The sequence below is a fragment of the Paenibacillus sp. Negev47 genome (assembly GCF_058313655.1).
In genome coordinates, this window is the sequence record NZ_CM177754.1 from 4366534 (window position 1) to 4384075 (window position 17542).

At 48.5% G+C, this 17542-nt stretch carries 16 protein-coding genes; 2 read left to right on the forward strand and 14 right to left on the reverse strand.

The features are described from left to right. Window positions 1-31: 31 nt before the first annotated feature. From AC4G47_RS19570 to AC4G47_RS19635, 14 genes are all read right to left on the reverse strand, one after another. Window positions 32-382 (reverse strand): putative DNA-binding protein, encoded by a 351-nt coding sequence (locus AC4G47_RS19570; protein WP_458126356.1) that lies wholly within the window; start codon window positions 380-382, stop codon window positions 32-34. Window positions 383-642: 260 nt separating this feature from the next. Further along, window positions 643-1290 carry a PAQR family membrane homeostasis protein TrhA gene (trhA, locus tag AC4G47_RS19575; protein ID WP_491102277.1) on the reverse strand — a complete coding sequence of 216 codons (648 nt, stop codon included), beginning with the start codon at window positions 1288-1290 and terminating at the stop codon, window positions 643-645. A 146-nt stretch (window positions 1291-1436) separates the two neighbouring features. Further along, window positions 1437-2450: a signal recognition particle-docking protein FtsY gene (ftsY, locus tag AC4G47_RS19580; RefSeq protein ID WP_458126354.1), complete on the reverse strand. Its 1014-nt coding sequence runs from the start codon at window positions 2448-2450 to the stop codon at window positions 1437-1439. 107 nt (window positions 2451-2557) lie between these two features. Next, entirely contained in the window at window positions 2558-6127 is a 3570-nt protein-coding gene (gene smc / locus AC4G47_RS19585; RefSeq protein ID WP_491102278.1) for a chromosome segregation protein SMC, read from the reverse strand. 226 nt (window positions 6128-6353) lie between these two features. Then, complete coding sequence (gene rnc / locus AC4G47_RS19590; RefSeq protein WP_145318996.1) at window positions 6354-7052, reverse strand: ribonuclease III; 699 nt, start codon at window positions 7050-7052, stop codon at window positions 6354-6356. Window positions 7053-7065: 13 nt separating this feature from the next. Further along, window positions 7066-8304 (reverse strand): beta-ketoacyl-ACP synthase II, encoded by a 1239-nt coding sequence (gene fabF, locus AC4G47_RS19595; protein ID WP_062833763.1) that lies wholly within the window; start codon window positions 8302-8304, stop codon window positions 7066-7068. A 180-nt stretch (window positions 8305-8484) separates the two neighbouring features. Next, on the reverse strand, window positions 8485-8718 hold the full coding sequence (gene acpP, locus AC4G47_RS19600; RefSeq protein ID WP_024630176.1) for an acyl carrier protein: 234 nt from the start codon (window positions 8716-8718) through the stop codon (window positions 8485-8487). 152 nt (window positions 8719-8870) lie between these two features. Beyond that, window positions 8871-9620 carry a 3-oxoacyl-[acyl-carrier-protein] reductase gene (gene fabG / locus AC4G47_RS19605; protein ID WP_017689228.1) on the reverse strand — a complete coding sequence of 250 codons (750 nt, stop codon included), beginning with the start codon at window positions 9618-9620 and terminating at the stop codon, window positions 8871-8873. A gap of 37 nt (window positions 9621-9657) precedes the next feature. Beyond that, complete coding sequence (gene fabD / locus AC4G47_RS19610; RefSeq protein ID WP_491102279.1) at window positions 9658-10590, reverse strand: ACP S-malonyltransferase; 933 nt, start codon at window positions 10588-10590, stop codon at window positions 9658-9660. A 25-nt stretch (window positions 10591-10615) separates the two neighbouring features. Next, on the reverse strand, window positions 10616-11605 hold the full coding sequence (locus AC4G47_RS19615) for a beta-ketoacyl-ACP synthase III (protein ID WP_458126350.1): 990 nt from the start codon (window positions 11603-11605) through the stop codon (window positions 10616-10618). Window positions 11606-11613: 8 nt separating this feature from the next. Continuing rightward, entirely contained in the window at window positions 11614-12609 is a 996-nt protein-coding gene (gene plsX, locus AC4G47_RS19620) for a phosphate acyltransferase PlsX (RefSeq protein WP_336761209.1), read from the reverse strand. After that, window positions 12606-13154 (reverse strand): transcription factor FapR, encoded by a 549-nt coding sequence (fapR, locus tag AC4G47_RS19625; protein ID WP_062833760.1) that lies wholly within the window; start codon window positions 13152-13154, stop codon window positions 12606-12608. The genes plsX and fapR overlap by 4 nt, the downstream gene beginning before the upstream one ends. 372 nt (window positions 13155-13526) lie before the next feature. Continuing rightward, entirely contained in the window at window positions 13527-13700 is a 174-nt protein-coding gene (gene rpmF / locus AC4G47_RS19630; RefSeq protein WP_017689233.1) for a 50S ribosomal protein L32, read from the reverse strand. 188 nt (window positions 13701-13888) lie between these two features. Then, complete coding sequence (locus AC4G47_RS19635) at window positions 13889-14395, reverse strand: YceD family protein (RefSeq protein ID WP_491102280.1); 507 nt, start codon at window positions 14393-14395, stop codon at window positions 13889-13891. A 464-nt stretch (window positions 14396-14859) separates the two neighbouring features. On the opposite strand from AC4G47_RS19635, the gene hmpA reads away from it, so the two are divergent. After that, window positions 14860-16095, forward strand: coding sequence for an NO-inducible flavohemoprotein (hmpA, locus tag AC4G47_RS19640; RefSeq protein WP_491102281.1), 1236 nt, complete (start codon window positions 14860-14862; stop codon window positions 16093-16095). A 174-nt stretch (window positions 16096-16269) separates the two neighbouring features. Continuing rightward, a complete protein-coding gene (locus AC4G47_RS19645; protein ID WP_491102282.1) occupies window positions 16270-17502 on the forward strand; it encodes a nucleotidyltransferase in 1233 nt (410 codons plus the stop codon). Window positions 17503-17542: the final 40 nt, after the last annotated feature.

A 17542-nucleotide genomic window follows, 5' to 3' on the forward strand; every position in this document is an offset into this window, starting at 1 on the left:
CAAGACCGATACGTTCCACTCAGCCAACTTTTCATTCACTAAGCTGGGCAACGATATCGTGTATTTGTTTGTTGTTATCAATGGAGACGCCTGCGCGTTCCAATGCATTTTGCAATTCTTCAAGATTGCGATTACGCCGTTCATGCTTTTCCAGCAAGCCCAGCTTGCTTTCGTAATTTTCCAGCACTTGTTCGGCACGCTTGATATGCTCGTATACCGCCTGGCGGCTGATTTCAAACTCGGCTGCAATTTCACCAAGTGAAAAATCGTCATGAAAGTAATACTTTAGAAAAGTCTGCTGTTTCTCAGTAAGTAACAATTCATAAAAAGCAAACAGCAAGTTAATCCGGTTTGTCTTCTCAAGCCGGTTTTCTTGACTCACATCGGGGCACTCCCTTCGTCAAGGAAAAACACTTTACACTCTTGCAACGTTCCTAATAATACCTAAAACAAATCAGGTTGTCAAGCAAAAATACTTGTCACAATAAAAACAGGTCTGATGACGTCCCATTTCGATACTAAACAGGCGATTTCTGCCCTTTTTCATAGCAATAAAACCCGATCTCTACCTCTACGCTCCACCTCTATGTAGAAGAAAAACGAATGCGTCTCAGGAGTGGAGATGCATTCGTTTAAAATGATCTAACGAAGTGGTGTAAGGTACAGCAGTACCATAAAGAAATGAAGAATACTTCCTGCTAGCACAAAGAGATGCCAAATCGCGTGGTGGTACGGAAATCCACGCCACATATAAAAAAGCGTACCCAGTGTATACATTAGTCCGCCAGCAACCAGCAACACGATTCCACCTGTAGGAATGGCAGCCATAAGCGGTTGCCAGGCAATAACGATGAGCCAGCCCATCGCAATATAGAAAATGGTGGACATGAATAGAAACTTTTTCGTGAAAAACGCCTTAAAGATTACGCCGAATAATGCGATTCCCCAAATCACGCCGAACAGGCTCCAACCAAGTGTGCCGCGAACAGCAATAAACAAAAGCGGAGTATATGATCCCGCTATAAATAAATAAATGGAAGAATGGTCGAAAATCTCAAATAAATCTTTCACTTTTCCATCTTTCCATGCATGCACGAGTGTGGAGCTCGTATAGAGCAGGAGCATGGTGATCCCGTAGATCGTGAAACTGACCACATGTAACGCCGTGCCTTTCATACTTGAAAATACAATCAATATCACCAGTGCAGCTACACTGAGTGCAGCGCCGATTCCATGTGTCACCGCATTGGCGACTTCTTCACGGCGGGAATAGGTATAGGTATTGGCCATTTCAACCGTCCTTTCTAGCCCTTTAGCATTGCCTGCTTTATTCCTCCATTATACACGTATTGCCAGTGACATTACACGTGACACTTATCACGTCTATCACTGGCAATACATGTAACGCTATTAATTCATCCTATTTATTAATGGTTCTAGGAATTAGCTTCCTCTTCTTCAGCACCTTCAGCTGGCTGTTCCTGGATCAATCCGGCGAACAGGGCGTGCACGAATTGCTCCGAGTCAAACGGCTGCAGATCATCAATCTTCTCACCCAGTCCTACGAGCTTCACTGGCAAGTCCAGCTCCTGACGAATCGCAACAACGATTCCCCCTTTGGCTGTACCATCCAGTTTCGTCAGTACCAGACCAGTCACACCGCTTTTCTCACCGAAAAGTTTGGCCTGATTTAAAGCGTTTTGGCCTGTTGTTGCATCCAGTACCATCAGTACTTCATGCGGAGCATCCGGAATTTCACGCTGAATGACACGATAGATCTTGTTAAGCTCGTCCATCAGGTTGGATTTATTTTGCAGACGACCTGCTGTATCACAGAGCAGAACATCCGCGCCCCGTTGCTTCGCTGCCTGCACCGCATCATACATAACGGCCGCTGGATCAGAACCGGATTGCTGCTTGATCACGTCGACACCAGCACGTTGTCCCCACACTTCCAGCTGTTCGATGGCTCCGGCACGGAACGTATCTCCAGCTGCCATAATGACTTTTTTACCTTGTTGTTTAAAGCGATGCGCCAGCTTGCCAATCGTTGTTGTTTTACCCACACCGTTAACGCCAACAAACAAAATAACGGTAATGCCATCCGGATTCATTTTCAGTTCGTTATTCTGTTCACCGCGAAGAAGATCCGTCAGTTTCTCAGACAATACAGGCTGCAGTTCAGCCGCGTCCTCAATTTTACGTTTTTTCACCTCAACACGCAGATCTTCGATCAGCTTCATAACGGTATTGACGCCAACGTCTGCTCCAATCAGAATCTCTTCCAATTCTTCATAGAACTCTTCATCGATTTTTTTGCGGCGGATAACGAGATCCGACACTTTTTCCACAAGCCCTTTACGTGTCTTTTCCAATCCATCCTTGAACTGTTTGGTGACCGACTCCGTTTTGCTTGCAATGCTGTCTCTAAGCTTCTTAAAAAAACTCATAAAGCCCCTCCATCGTGTACATAATCTGAGCGTTTTGCTAAGATGCTCAATCTAAATCAAATTTACATGATTACAATGAGTTCACTGTCTTGCGGATTGGATTCAGATCAGGCAATTACAGCTTCCTCATCTTCCAGTTTAACCGAAACGAGCTTGGATACTCCGCCCTCTTCCATGGTAACACCGTACAGCACATCTGCTTCTTCCATCGTACCTTTACGATGGGTAACGACGATGAACTGGGTTTGTTCGGAAAACTCACGTAAATACTGGGCAAAACGTACCACGTTGGCTTCGTCCAAAGCTGCCTCAACTTCATCCAGTACGCAGAATGGTACAGGTTTGACATGCAGAATAGCAAATAATAAAGCCATCGCGGTCAAAGCCCGCTCCCCGCCGGATAACAACTGTAGGTTTTGCAGTTTTTTGCCTGGTGGCTGAGCCACAATATCTATTCCCGTGTCGAGCAAGCGCTCCGGGTCCATCAGAACAAGGTCGGCACGCCCCCCGCCAAACAGCTTGGTAAACACGGTACCGAACTCACGGCGGATCGCATCAAACGTGATCTTGAATCGCTTCGCCATCTCGTCTTCCATTTCCCGAATAACCTGATACAACGTTGTTTTAGCCTCCACCAGGTCATTCTTCTGTTCACTCAGGAACTCATAACGCTCATTGACCCGCTGGAACTCCTCAATCGCTCCCAAGTTAACATCACCCAGAGCAGATATGCTGCGCTTCAGCTTCTGTACCTCTGCCTGTGTATGTTCCACATCTTCGGGCACAGGATAACGCTCTTTGGCCAGTTCATAGCCCAGTTCGTATTCATCCGTCAGCTTCCGCAGTATATTTTCCAGCTCAACGTCCAGCCGGTTCACGGAAATTTCTGTTTGTCGCATCTGCTCTTCCACAGCTTTCAATTGTGTGCGCTGTTCCTTCGTTTCGCTCTCGGCCAGTTCAAGCTTCTTCGATAACTCAGTTCGGGCAGCACGTTTGAAGTCCAGCTCCTGGGAAGCCTCCGCTTTTTTCAGCTTGTACTGGTTCAGATCTTCAATCTGTTTGACACTCTCAGTCTGTGTTTTCTTAAGATCTGCTTCCATCGAAGCCAGCAACGTGCGATTCTGACGAAGATCTTTTACCAGCGACTCCACTTCCCGCTCCAGACGTCGCAATTGTTCCCCATTGGAGAATCGCTCCTGATCGAGCTTGCCTTCCCGTACTTTCAATTCGGTGAGTTGGCTCTGCAATTCTTCCTTCGCGGATTCATTGGCTTTACGAGCAAACTCAGCTGCATGAATGGCACGATGAGTCGCTTTTTCTTCCTCTTCAAGCTGCTCCAACTTCTTCACAGCAACGATGCGAGCCGTATCCAGCTCTTTAATCTCTTCGGTAAATCCGCTCTTCTCCTGCCCGGCAACAGCAACCTGTTCCAGCACGTGGCGAAGCTCATGCTCTACCTGCTTCATCTCCATCGAAGCCTGTTGTTCCGCATTTCGGGTATCGTCACCAGACTGACGAAGCTCGTCCAGTTTGTCCTGACACTGCTCCAGTTGAACTTTTACATCATCCACACTGCGATGCAGTTTGACGATCTGATTTTCCGTATCCAAAATATCCTGGTCGAGCTGATCCAGCTGCCGTTTCCGACTGAGCAGACTCACATTTTTCTTATGCTGGCTACCACCCGTCATGGAACCACCCGCATTGACCACGTCGCCTTCAAGTGTCACGACCCGGAACCGATACTGACAACGAGCCGCAATTTTATTGGCGACCTCTAACGTTTCGGCAATAATAACGTTCCCGAGCAAACTGCCGATGATCGAAGCGTACTTGGATTCGAATTGTACAAGATCAGCACCGATCCCTACAAAGCCCTCCATGCCTTCGATCATGGAACGTTCAGCTGCCCCAATGGCACGTGGACGAATGACATCCAGAGGCAGGAACGTAGCACGCCCCAATTGACGTTGCTTCAGAAAAGCGATCGCCTGTCTGGAAACTGATTCATTTTCCATGACCACATGCTGCAAGGATGCACCCATCGCTGTCTCTACGGCAAGTTCGATCTTCTCTGGAACTTTGACGAGTTCAGCTACAGCCCCATGAACACCGTTTAATGTGCCTTTGCGTGAAGCCTTGAGAACCTCTTTGACACCCAGCATGAATCCGTCAAAATCATCCTGCATCTCTTTCATCGTATCGCGGCGGGAGACCTGAGCTTCACGCTTCTGTTCCCATTTACGGACTGTGCCCCGACTTTCTTCCAACAGCTTCTGCAGCGACTGGAGTCGTTCGCTTTCCGTAATATAACCACCACGTAGATCACTGATTTCTTTGCCCAAACGAACAACTTTTTTCTCAATGTCCGCTTTGCGACTTTCCAGTGTCTCTTTCTGATCTTCCCATTTGCCCGATTCCTCAGCCGCGCGATTCATCCTGCGCTCCAACGTTTCTTTTTGTTGGTCCACGTAACGAATTTCATTTCGTGTCTGAGCCATCTGATTCATTAGTTCCAGCAAGTTGCCTTTGAGGCTTTCCTCTTGCTGTTGACTAATGCCTCCTGTGACACCGATGAGTTTGGCTTCTTCCTGAGACAGCTGATTTCTCACATCACTCAGTTCATGCTCAAGTTTGCCAAACTTCTCACGCAGTGCAAGCAACTCGGTTTCCCGTTCGCGATGTCTCTCTTCACTGGCGGCAAGCGTTACTTTGAGCTGCTCCTGATTCGTTTGCAGATGATGCGAGCGCTCCTTGAGCAATTCCCCAAGCCCTTCGCTTTTTTCTGTCGCTTCACTGAATTGCAATAAAGCGGCTTGCAGTTGCTCTGTCTCAGTTTCCAGGATACGCAGTGCATTCCGATCATTTTCCAGCTTGGCATCATGCGTAGATACAATCGCTGCGAGTCCAACCTCTTCCTGCTTCAGCGATTGCAGTCGCTCATTCGCCTTGCTCCAGGACGCATGAATCTGTTCGATCTGGTACACATACATCGAGATCTCCTGCGATTTGAGCTGTGAACGAAGTTCCTTATAGTGGATCGCTTTCTCCGATTGTTCCTTTAAGGGACCAATCTGATCTTCCAGCTCGGTCACGAGATCATGAATCCGCAGCAAATTCTGTTCTGTCTCATCCAGTTTGCGCGTAGCATCCCGCTTGCGGGATTTATATTTAACAATACCTGAAGCCTCTTCAAAGATGCCCCTGCGATCCTCTGAACGGGTACTCAGAATCTCTTCGATCCGACCCTGTCCAATAATCGAGTAGGCTTCTTTACCAATGCCGGTATCCATAAACAACTCCGTTATATCCTTCAAACGACAAGATTGTTTGTTGATAAAATATTCACTATCTCCGCTGCGATGTACACGACGAGTCACCGTCACTTCACCAAAATCCAATGCAAGTGCATGATCTTCGTTATCAAGCGTTAACGAAACTTCACCGAAATTGACGGCCTTCCGTGCGTCACTGCCTGCAAAGATAATATCTTCCATCTTGCCACCACGCAGCGACTTGGCACTTTGTTCCCCCAAAACCCAGCGAATTCCGTCCGATATATTACTCTTTCCACTTCCGTTCGGACCTACAACAGCCGTAATGCCACGAACGAATTCCATCTCCGTTTTGTCGGCGAATGACTTGAATCCACCCAATTCAATCCGTTTTAAAAACATAGGGTTTCTCGTCACCTCCTATTGCAAATTTCAAGTATTGCATTCAAGCGCCTAAATAAAATGAACTAAAAAAAGGTTCAACTTATTTAGTTAACGATCAGGTCACCTTCTCCTGAAACCTCTTTACAAAAAAAAGAGCAAAAAGCAGTCCGGCCGATTACTTCCGCCGGGGCGGACCCGCGGGCTGCTCTTTGCTCTTCGTTTGTCTATGCGCTGTCGGTTAAGCTCAGGCTTCCGGAAGTTTCAGTCGATCAAGTGCTGCAGATGCAGCCTGTTGTTCCGCTTCCTTTTTGGAACGCCCTGTACCTCTGCCAAGCCGTTCTTGACCCATATGGACCTCTGAGACAAACTCACGTTCATGGGCAGGTCCCCGTTCCTCAACGATACGGTATTCCAAAGCTCCCATATTGTGATGCTGAGTGAGTTCCTGCAGTTCCGTTTTATAATCGCTCATTTGCAGCTTGCTGCCCAGAACAATTAACGGAAAGACATGCTGGTCGAGAAATGTCCGGACAGGCGCAAGCCCTTGATCCAGATACAATGCACCAATGAAAGATTCAAACACATCCGCCAGCAGTGCCGGCCGTGTCCGTCCTCCAGTCAGTTCCTCACCTTTACCAAGAAGTACATACTGCCCAAAACCCAACGCTTCAGCAAATTTGACGAGGGAAGGCTCACAGACAATGGATGCCCGCAGCTTAGTTAATTCACCTTCCGGACGGTTAGGATACAAATGATACAAGTATTCCGATACAGTCAGTTCCAGCACGGCGTCGCCCAGAAACTCCAGACGCTCGTTGTCCTGATGCTGACTGAACCGGTGTTCGTTTACATAAGAAGCATGGGTAAACGCTTGTTTTAAAAGCTGCCTGTTGTCAAATTTGATTTGAAGTTTGTGTTGTAACTGCTTCAGATCTTCACTCAAACGAACTAGCCCCTTATGCTTCAAATTTTTTGAGAATAATGGTGGCATTGTGACCGCCGAATCCAAATGAATTGGACATGGCAATATTGACTTTGGTTTGGCGTGGAACATTTGGTACATAATCCAGATCACATTCCGGATCCTGATTTTCCAGGTTGATCGTTGGAGCCAGTGTCTGATGTGTCAGTGACAATCCGCAGATAACCGCTTCTACACCACCAGCAGCGCCAAGCATGTGGCCCGTCATGGATTTAGTGGAACTCACTGCGAGCTTGTACGCATGGTCACCAAACGCCTTTTTGATCGCGAGCGTTTCAGATCTGTCGCCTACAGGCGTCGAAGTTCCGTGTGCATTGATGTAATCCACTTCTTCAGGCTCAATGCCCGCATTGCGAAGTGCCATCTTCATGCAACGTGCTGCTCCGTCCGGATCTGGTTCTGTCATATGATGCGCATCGCCAGTCAGACCGTAACCGATCACTTCGCCATAGATACGTGCACCACGTTTTTGGGCATGCTCCAGGGATTCCAGAATCAGAACGCCAGCGCCTTCGCCCATTACAAAACCATCACGTTCCGTATCGAAAGGACGACTTGACTTCGCAGGATCATCATTACGTGTAGACATTGCGCGCATAGCACAGAACCCTGCAAGACCTGTTGGTCTGATTGTTGCTTCCGCACCACCACAGATCATGGCATCTGCATCACCATTGGCAATCAGCTTGAAGGAATCTCCGATGGAGTGTGTACCAGTTGCACAAGCGGTAACAACGTTAATGTTAGGCCCTTTGGCACCAAGAGAAATGGACATTTGGCCTGAAGCCATGTTGGAGATCATCATGGGAATGAAGAATGGGCTTACGCGTTTTGGACCTTTTTGCAGCAATGCATTATGCTGGTCTTCCCAAGTACCCAATCCACCAATACCTGATCCAATGGATACACCGAAGCGCTCTGCATCAATGTTTTCGTTGATTTTGAGACCACTGTCTTCAACAGCTTTGAAACCAGCTGCCACAGCGAACTGAACAAAACGGTCCATTTTACGAGCGTCTTTGCGATCCATGTATTCTTCCGGGTTGAAATCCTTGATTTCGGCTGCAATCTGTGTCGTATATTCACTCACATCGAACGCTTCAATCTGAGAGATTCCGGACTTTCCTGCCATTAAACTGCCCCAGAACGTTTCCAAATCTTTTCCGAGCGATGTCATTACACCCATTCCGGTAATTACTACTCTTTGTTTCAAACCGAATCACCTCTATATCGACTGCATTACGCAAGTATTTTGTGGGAATATCCGCAAACAGGCATCTATGCAACCAAGATCGGAAGACCTGGTTGAGTAGGGCTGCTTGCGGAATGAGAAAAACCAATGAATGATGAGAAGTCCCGCCTGTTCGAAAACATGTGCGGGACTAAAATGACTTTAGGTATGAGATTGTATGTAGTTTACAACTTCACCTACGGTCGTGATTTTTTCTGCATCTTCATCAGAGATTTCCAAATCAAATTCATCTTCCAATTCCATGACCAATTCCACTACATCCAAAGAATCAGCACCCAAATCTTCTTTGAAAGATGCTTCAAGTGTAACTTCAGCTTCGTCTGCGCCCAAGCGGTCGACGACGATGCGTTTTACACGCTCCAATACATCGGACATCCGGTTCACCTCCTTCTTTGGTATTATACGAGAATCGCAGGCAAAATGCCATAGAAGACATATGCGGCTCCCGGCCGGGGAACCCGGCCTTTTTCCGGCATTTCGGATCGTCCAGCGCCTGTTCCCCGACTATTGTTCAAGTCCGGGAAGAATTACATGTACATGCCACCATCGACATGCAGCGTCTGCCCTGTCATATAAGATGAAGCCTGTGAAGCCAGGAAAGTGACTACACCAGCAATTTCATCCGGCTGACCCAAACGGGACAACGGAATACCACTCAGCATACCGTCCACCAGCTCCTGAGACAACTCTTTTGTCATATCCGTCTCGATGAAACCTGGTGCAACACAGTTGACTGTGATTCCGCGAGAAGCCAGTTCACGAGCGGATGCCTTTGTTAGACCAATGACTCCTGCCTTGGCAGCAACATAGTTCGCTTGTCCAGCATTGCCAAGCACACCTACAACCGAGGAGATATTGATAATTCTTCCCGACCGTTGTTTCATCATTGGACGTGTAACCGCCTTAAGGCAGTTAAACACACCTTTGAGATTGGTTTCAATAACTTGATCGAATTCTTCTTCTTTCATACGCATGATCAGATTATCACGGGTAATACCGGCATTGTTCACCAGAATGTCAACGTTGCCCCATGCTTCTAGTGTAGCTTTGACCATTTGTTCAGCTTCATCCATCAGGCCCACATTGGCTTGAAGTGTAATTGCCTTGACTCCTTTGGCACGAATCGCTTCCGCCACTTCCTCAGCTGCCGCTTGACTCCCCGCATAATTCACGGCTACGTTCGCTCCAGCCTCAGCCAGTGCCAGTGCAATACTGCGCCCAATACCCCGGGAAGCCCCGGTAACGAGTGCATTTTTACCTTCTAATGGTTTAGACATAATCATTCCTCCTTTCCCCAAATCTAATCCCTGCTAATCACTTCAACGCACTTGCCGTTGCTTCGAGCGTATCAAGACTGTTCACATTGTACAGTTTTACGGTTTTATCTGTTTTTTTAATCAAACCGGTCAATACACTGCCAGATCCAATCTCGATGAACGTATCCACGCCTTGCTCAATAAGCCATGTCACACTGTCTTCCCATAATACAGGAGAATAGACCTGAGCCGTTAACAAATCCTGAACTTGTCCATTCTCTGCAGGTCTTGCAGTCACATTAGCGACTACAGGGACCGCTGCCGGTGAGAACGTAACGGTTTTCAGTTTCTCTCCCAGCTTCTCAGCTGCACCTTTCATCATTGAAGAGTGGAACGGTCCACTTACTTCAAGTAGAATGGCGCGTTTACCGCCCGCTTCTTTCACTCGTTCCGAAACTGCAGCTACGCCTTCCTTCACACCAGAAATGACGATTTGTCCCGGACAATTAATGTTCGCAAGTTCAACCGCATGACCACTTTCAGATACGTCACGGCAAAGCACCCCCAGCGCTTCCCGATCCGCACCCAATACAGCAGCCATCGCTCCTTGTCCATCCGGTACAGCCTGTTCCATATACTGACCACGTGTCCGTACAATGCTCACTGCATCAGCAAACGAAAGAACGCCCGCCGCCACCAGTGCACTGTATTCTCCCAGACTGTGTCCAGCCGTATAGTCAGGCTGAATTCCTTTTTCCTTGAAAGCTTCAAGCAAAGCAATACTTGCTGTCAACAGAGCCGGTTGTGTATTTGATGTCTGTTTCAACTCGGTCTCCGGTCCTTCAAATATTAAGTTGCTCAGCGAAAAACCCAGCGCTTCATCTGCTGTGCGAAAAATCTCGGTTGCTGCAGGCACGGACTCATACGCGTCCTTGGCCATGCCTACAGCCTGTGATCCCTGTCCGGGAAATACAAATGCTATCTTACCCATCCCATTCATCTCCCAGCTGTCAATTTTACCAAACGAGTACGGATGCACCCCATGTCAGACCACCACCGAACCCAACCATCAGGACGGTATCTCCGGCTTTCATGCGACCTTCCTCTGCTGCTTCTACCAGAGCAAGCGGAATGGAAGCCGCCGATGTGTTTGCATACTTATCCACGTTAACAACAACTTTCTCTTCAGGAAGTTCAAGTCGCTGCATCGCAGATTGAATAATCCGAATATTCGCTTGGTGAGGAACAAACAGATCCACATCCGTGCGCTCCATACCAGCCTTGCGCAATACCTCAATGGTAGCCGTCCCCATGACACGCACCGCAAATTTGAATACTTCACGACCGTTCATGTAGATGTAATGCTTTTTATTTTCAACGGTCTCTGCGGTAGCAGGCAAACGGGAACCGCCGCCTTCCATCTGAAGAAGACCACCGCCAGCACCTTCGGCGCCGAGATCGAATGCTTTGAATCCGCGGCCTTCTGGAACTTCACCAACGACCACTGCGCCTGCTCCATCACCAAAGAGGACACATGTGTTACGGTCTGTATAATCCGTAATACGAGACAAGCAGTCCGCACCAATAACAAGTGCATTGTTGTACATGCCGCTTTGGATGAAACTTGTAGCACTCGCCAAACCGTATACAAATCCGGAACAAGCAGCTGACAAATCGAATGCCGCCGCACCTTTTGCACCCAGTTTGTCCTGCAAGATGCAGGCTGTCGATGGGAACGAAGAATCCGGGGTAATGGTTGCAACGATAATCAGATCAAGATCACTGCCAGTCATGCCTGCAGATTCAAGGGCTTTAATAGCCGCTTCGTATGCCAGATCGGAAGTTGCCTGATCGGGTGCAGCGATATGACGCTCTTTGATTCCTGTACGACTGACGATCCACTCGTCATTGGTATCGACCATTTTCTCCAGGTCACTATTCGTCAAAATTTTCTCAGGCACATATTTCCCTGTACCAATAATCCCTACTGGGCGCAAATTATTCATGTCGTCACTCACTTCCCGCTAATTTCCTTAGATATGCTCTCTACCAGCTGATTCTGCACTGCAATCCGAGCTTGCCGCACAGCATTTTTGATGGCATTGCCATCAGCAGATCCATGACTTTTCACAACCAGTCTGCTCAAACCGAGGAGCGGTGCTCCGCCATGCTCCGTATAGTCCAGCTTCCGTTTCAATCCACGCAGCTCAGGCATCAGTACAGCCGCAGCCAGTTTACTTTTGAGGGAAGAGGAGAATTGTTCCTTAAGCAAGGCGAAAATGGCACCTGCTGTGCCTTCTAGCGATTTCAGCAGTATATTCCCTGCAAAACCGTCACATACAAGCACATCACAAGCACCCGTCAGCACATCACGTGCCTCTACATTACCGACAAACCGAATGGGGAGTTGCTCCAGTAAAGGATACGCATGTTTGGTTAACTCATTTCCCTTACCTGGCTCTGTTCCTACATTGAGCAAGCCCACTCTTGGGGATTCTATGCCCTGTACTTTCTGTCGATACAAACTGCCCATCAGGCCATATTGTGCAAGATGCTCCGGTTTGGCATCCATATTCGCTCCGAGATCAAGCGCAAGTACACCCACATCATCAATCGTTGGAATCATGGGCGCAAGCGCCGGACGTTCAATACCTTCCATGCGACCTACAACAAGCAAACCCGCTGTCATCAATGCTCCAGTATTGCCTGCAGAGATCATCGCATCCGCTTCGCCCTCTTTCAGCATGCGGCCTGCTACCACCATGGAGGCATCCTTCTTGCGACGCACCGCTCGTACCGGCTCATCATCCGAACCAATAACTTCGGAAGCATGCCGGACCGTCAGATTGGCAGGTCTCACACCTGACTGACTCAAAAGAGGTTCCAGCTTGGCTTCATCGCCGATCAGGACGATCTGTGTATCCGCCCATTCCGTGGCTGCGGCAATCGCACCTTCTACCGTTGATGCAGGTGCATTGTCGCCTCCCATGGCATCAATGACGATTTTCATTCCAAATGACCTCCTTCTCCGCTGTCTTCTCCACCTGAATGGTAGATTACAAAGTTGCCTTGAAACACCATTTCCTCACCTACATAAGTGAATACTTCCACTTTGGCTTTGCCCTTTTGACCCGGAATCGATCTCACATAAGCCTTCGCAATACATTTCTCTCCCAAATGAACCGAACGGACAAAACGAATGTCTGCTGATGCAGTCAACGCGATCTCGTCATTAATGATCGCTACAGCCAAAGAGTTAGCCTGTGCAAAGACATAGTGTCCACGTGCAATGCCTGTTCTTGAAAACACATGTTCTTCCTTAATCTCAAACAGGGAAATCCCGCTCTTGTCCAGCTGCAAGTCTACAATATCACCGATGATCTCATGCAGGGGCAGCGAGCGTACCTGATCATACGAGCGCTCTGCCATCAGTTTCATCCGCTCCCGAAGTTCGGGTATTCCAAGTTCCAGCCTGTCAAGACGAATCGTCTGAATACTCACCTTCAATTGGCGCGTAAGTTCCTGATCCGTCACAAACGGGTTTTCTTCTATCATTTTGGTTAACTGCTGTTGCCTCTGTCTCTTCGGTACACGTTCGATGCCTGACACCCCCCGCTGTATCGTTTACGGAACCGTCCCATCCGGCCAGTTCAACCATTCTATCCTGTTGCTTCTATAGTTGCATCCCTGGTCACCAGGGTCGTTCTCAAACAGATCATGGTTCATTTATATGTAACGCCAAATCTTAGAACCTGGTACTAAACTATAGTATATCTCATCCCGTGTCAAAAAGAAAGGCTGGCCTAACAAAAACAATCCACCCATGTGAAGCACGGATTTCATGCCTGCCAACTCACTCTATCGACACCCTCTAATTCAAAAAAAATAGCACCTCATCGAAATGAAGTGCTACTTAATGTCCAACTATTATTGAGAGATGATCTCTCTTGCTTTGTACGTTCCGCACACTTTGCACACGTGGTGACTAAGTTTAAGTTCGCCACATTGTTCACATTTCACCATGCCCGGTACAGCCAATTTAAAGTGAGTGCGACGTTTGTCGCGACGCGTCTTGGACGTTCTCCGTTGAGGTACTGCCATTATTCCCACCTCCTTATCAAAATCAACCTTTGCAGGTAGTTAGTATTTTGCATAATTCGATCTATACGCTTACGGAACAAAATATGGACGAACTGAACCATTTCGATCCAATGTTTTGCTGATTGAAAGTCGCTCTTTTGATTTATGCAAAATACCGCGTTGTTACAATGTTCGATTTTCAATCATGCTCATTTAAAAAAATCCTTGAGCCCTGCAAGCCGCGGATCGATAACCTGGTTATCACAACCGCAGTCACCTTCGTTCAGCTCATGGCCACACTTGGGGCATAACCCTTTGCATGTATCGCTGCATAGCGGTATAAACGGAAGATCCAGCAGAAAAGCTTCCTCGGCATAACCCTTCAGATCAACGCTATCTCCATCCACATAGAGCGTATCATCGTCTTCGTGTAAGTCCTCTGGCTGTTTTCCCTGCTTGAATTGCTCATGAAAATCAATATGAAAATGTTCATTGATCGGCTTGAGACAACGGGAGCACAACATGTCCACTCCTACGGTCAGCTTGCCATGAACATCCACAACGTCACCTTCTCTGAATTCTGCAGATAAATCCGCAGTCAGCGGGGTAACGGCTGTGATATCTTGTCGGTTAGAAACCAGTTCCTTGATTTCCCACTGTTCGTTAAACTTCAGCGGACCATCACTGGTAGCCACTTTGCGAAATGGCATTAACATTTCCATCACTCCAAACGAAACCAATTTCATAATTCATGTCAAACGTATCACGACAGTTATACAGGTCAAGCCAGCTTTTGTAAAGCAGTAAATCCTGACTGTATGTATTCTGACGCTTTAGCGTTAAAAGTATTATGAAATTGACTTAACAAACAAAAATCATTATACCGATTTTTCAAGACGTTTGTCAACACTTTTAACTTTACACCCTTTTTAAAAACACTGACCACATAGCCATTTACTCCATCTGGTCTATTATAGACTCACTTCAAGATAAACTACAAGTCGTCATTTTAGTTGTAATTGCTTGCAAACACCGGTCACATTTCGTTAACGTTTAGTGTGATCTATATCACACTGACCTTCTTGGCCCCTATCTATACTTGCTATAAACCGAAGCACGATCAGCTCCATGACCGTTTTATTATTCAACTATTTCATTATCTTATCGGGAGGGAATATGCATGTTAAGCGAACACACAATTACCGTCATTAAATCTACAGTTCCCGTACTTGAAGTTCATGGCGAAGCGATCACACGCCATTTCTACGAAACGATGTTCACAGCTCATCCGGAACTGCTGAATATTTTCAATCATGCAAACCAGAAACAGGGACGTCAGCAAGCCGCCCTCGCCAATATGGTGTACACCGCCGCCCTTCATATCGACAATCTGTCCTCCATCCTGCCTGCCGTCCGGCAAGTTGCACATAAACACCGCAGCCTGGGTATCGTTCCCGAGCAATATGCGATTGTCGGCACCTATCTGTTACAAGCTATCAAAGATGTGCTTGGAGACGCGGCTACCGATGAGATCATCACGGCGTGGGGCGAAGCCTACAATGTCATTGCAGACGCCTTTATCGGGATCGAACAGGACATGTATACAGAAGCGGAAAACCAGACAGGTGGCTGGGAAGGATTCCGGACCTTCAAAGTTGCCAAGAAAGTGCAGGAAAGCGAAGTCATCACGTCCTTTTATCTCGTTCCAGACGATGGTAAGCCTATTGCCAGCTATGAACCAGGACAATACATCAGCATCAAAATTCAGCCAGAGGCACAGTCATTTACCCAGATTCGTCAGTATAGCCTTTCAGAGGCCCCGGGTAAACCATACTATCGCATTTCCGTTAAGCGTGAGCGAGGTGTGTCAGAGCGGCCTGACGGAGTTATCTCGACGTATTTACACGATCACATTGAAGAAGGCAGTCAGGTGGAACTATCCGCTCCTGCTGGCGACTTCACGCTGAATGCAGAGGATAAACGTCCTGTTGTGCTGCTTAGTGGCGGTGTTGGATTAACGCCAATGATCAGCATGTTAAATACGCTGGTTCAGTTGAACGATAACCGTGCAATTACATTTTTGCATGCAAGTCCGAATGGTCAATCTCATGCTTTCCGTGATCATGTGAACAGTCTGGTTGAGCGTAATCAGGGCGTTAAAGCTTATTATTGTTATACACAACCCGAGGATTCTGATCGTACGAGCAATCATTTTCATAAGGAAGGTTATATGGATGCGGCCTGGCTTCGCCAAGTCATTGATGAACTGGATTCCACTTATTATCTGTGTGGGCCGATTTCGTTCATGCGCGCAATGTATACGGAGCTTCTGGCGCTTGGTGTTCCAGCGGACAACATTCATTATGAATTTTTCGGACCCAAAGCTAGTCTTTCCCCCACGCCGGAGAGTGTCTAAGCGTTCTGAATATAAGGCACGGTCTGACATCTGCTGATGTTGGATTTGTGCCTTTTTTCATTGGTCCGACAGACTCCGTGATTTGATCTAATCGAGGTCATCACCTATGATGGAATGAACTATAACAGCAAGCATACATACCCATTATCTCATTTGAGAGGAGTACGTCTAATCATGAGAGCCGTAGGCGTCATTGTTGAATATAACCCCTTGCACAACGGGCATGTCTATCATTTGCAGGAAGCTCGGCGGCTAAGCGGGGCAGACGCCGTTGTTGCGGTCATGAGCGGCCCTTTTCTCCAGCGTGGCGAACCCGCCATCGTGGGTAAAAGGGCGCGCACCGAGATGGCGCTGCACGCAGGCGCCGATCTGGTGCTTGAATTGCCGGTGGCCTACGCGGTCCAACCGGCGGAATGGTTTGCCTTCGGTGCGGTATCGCTGCTGCACCGCACCGGCGTTGTGGACTCGCTCTGCTTCGGCAGCGAGTCCGGCGACCTGGACAGCCTGCAGCGCATTGCGCGCGTGCTGGCTGTGGAGCCCGCAGGGATGCGCGAGGACATCGCGCGCCGCCTGCGGGAAGGCGCCAGCTACCCCGCCGCGTACGCAGGCGCGGCGGCAGCGCTGGCGCCCGGCGGCGTCGATGCTCACGACGCCGCTGCACTGCTGGAGCAGCCCAACAATTCGCTTGGGCTGCACTACCTGATCGCGTTGCAACGACTCGGCAGCGCGATCCAGCCCTTGACGGCGGCGCGTACCGGTGCCGCGTATCATGAGGCGACGCCCGGGCCGGGGGCGATCGCCAGTGCCACAGCCGTCCGCCGCCTGCTGATGGCGGACGGACCCGACGCCGCCGCGCCATACGTGCCGGCGGCAACCCTTGCCATTCTGCATCGCGAATGGCAGGAAGGGCGCGCTCCCATACACTGGGAGCGCTTTGCACAGCCGCTGTTGCACCTTGCGGCCACCCGCCGTGCCTCCGAGCTGGAACGCATCGCCGAAGTCACGGAAGGCCTGGAACACCGGCTGAGCCGTACACTCGCTCAGCTCCCGGAGCCTTCAGTCGAGGCACTCCTGAATGCACTAAAGACCAAACGTTACACACGCACGAAGCTCCAGCGTATGCTCGCCCACCTGCTCCTGAATCACACCAAAGCCGAGTGTTCACCAGAGCAATTGGCTGACGGACCCGGATATCTCCGAGTCCTCGGATTTAATGCTCAAGGGCAGAGCCTGCTTAAACAGATGAAAAAGACTGCTTCGCTGCCTGTTGTGCTAAAACCGTCCACATTCACACACAATCAACTGGAACTGGATATTCAAGCTCAGGTGGCGTATGGGCTCGCTTGCGAGCATGGTGATACACGCAGAATGTTCAGTGATTACTATGAGTCACCTGTGAGGCTGTAAACCACTTTTGACCATAAGTTTTCACAAGAAAAAACCCCTT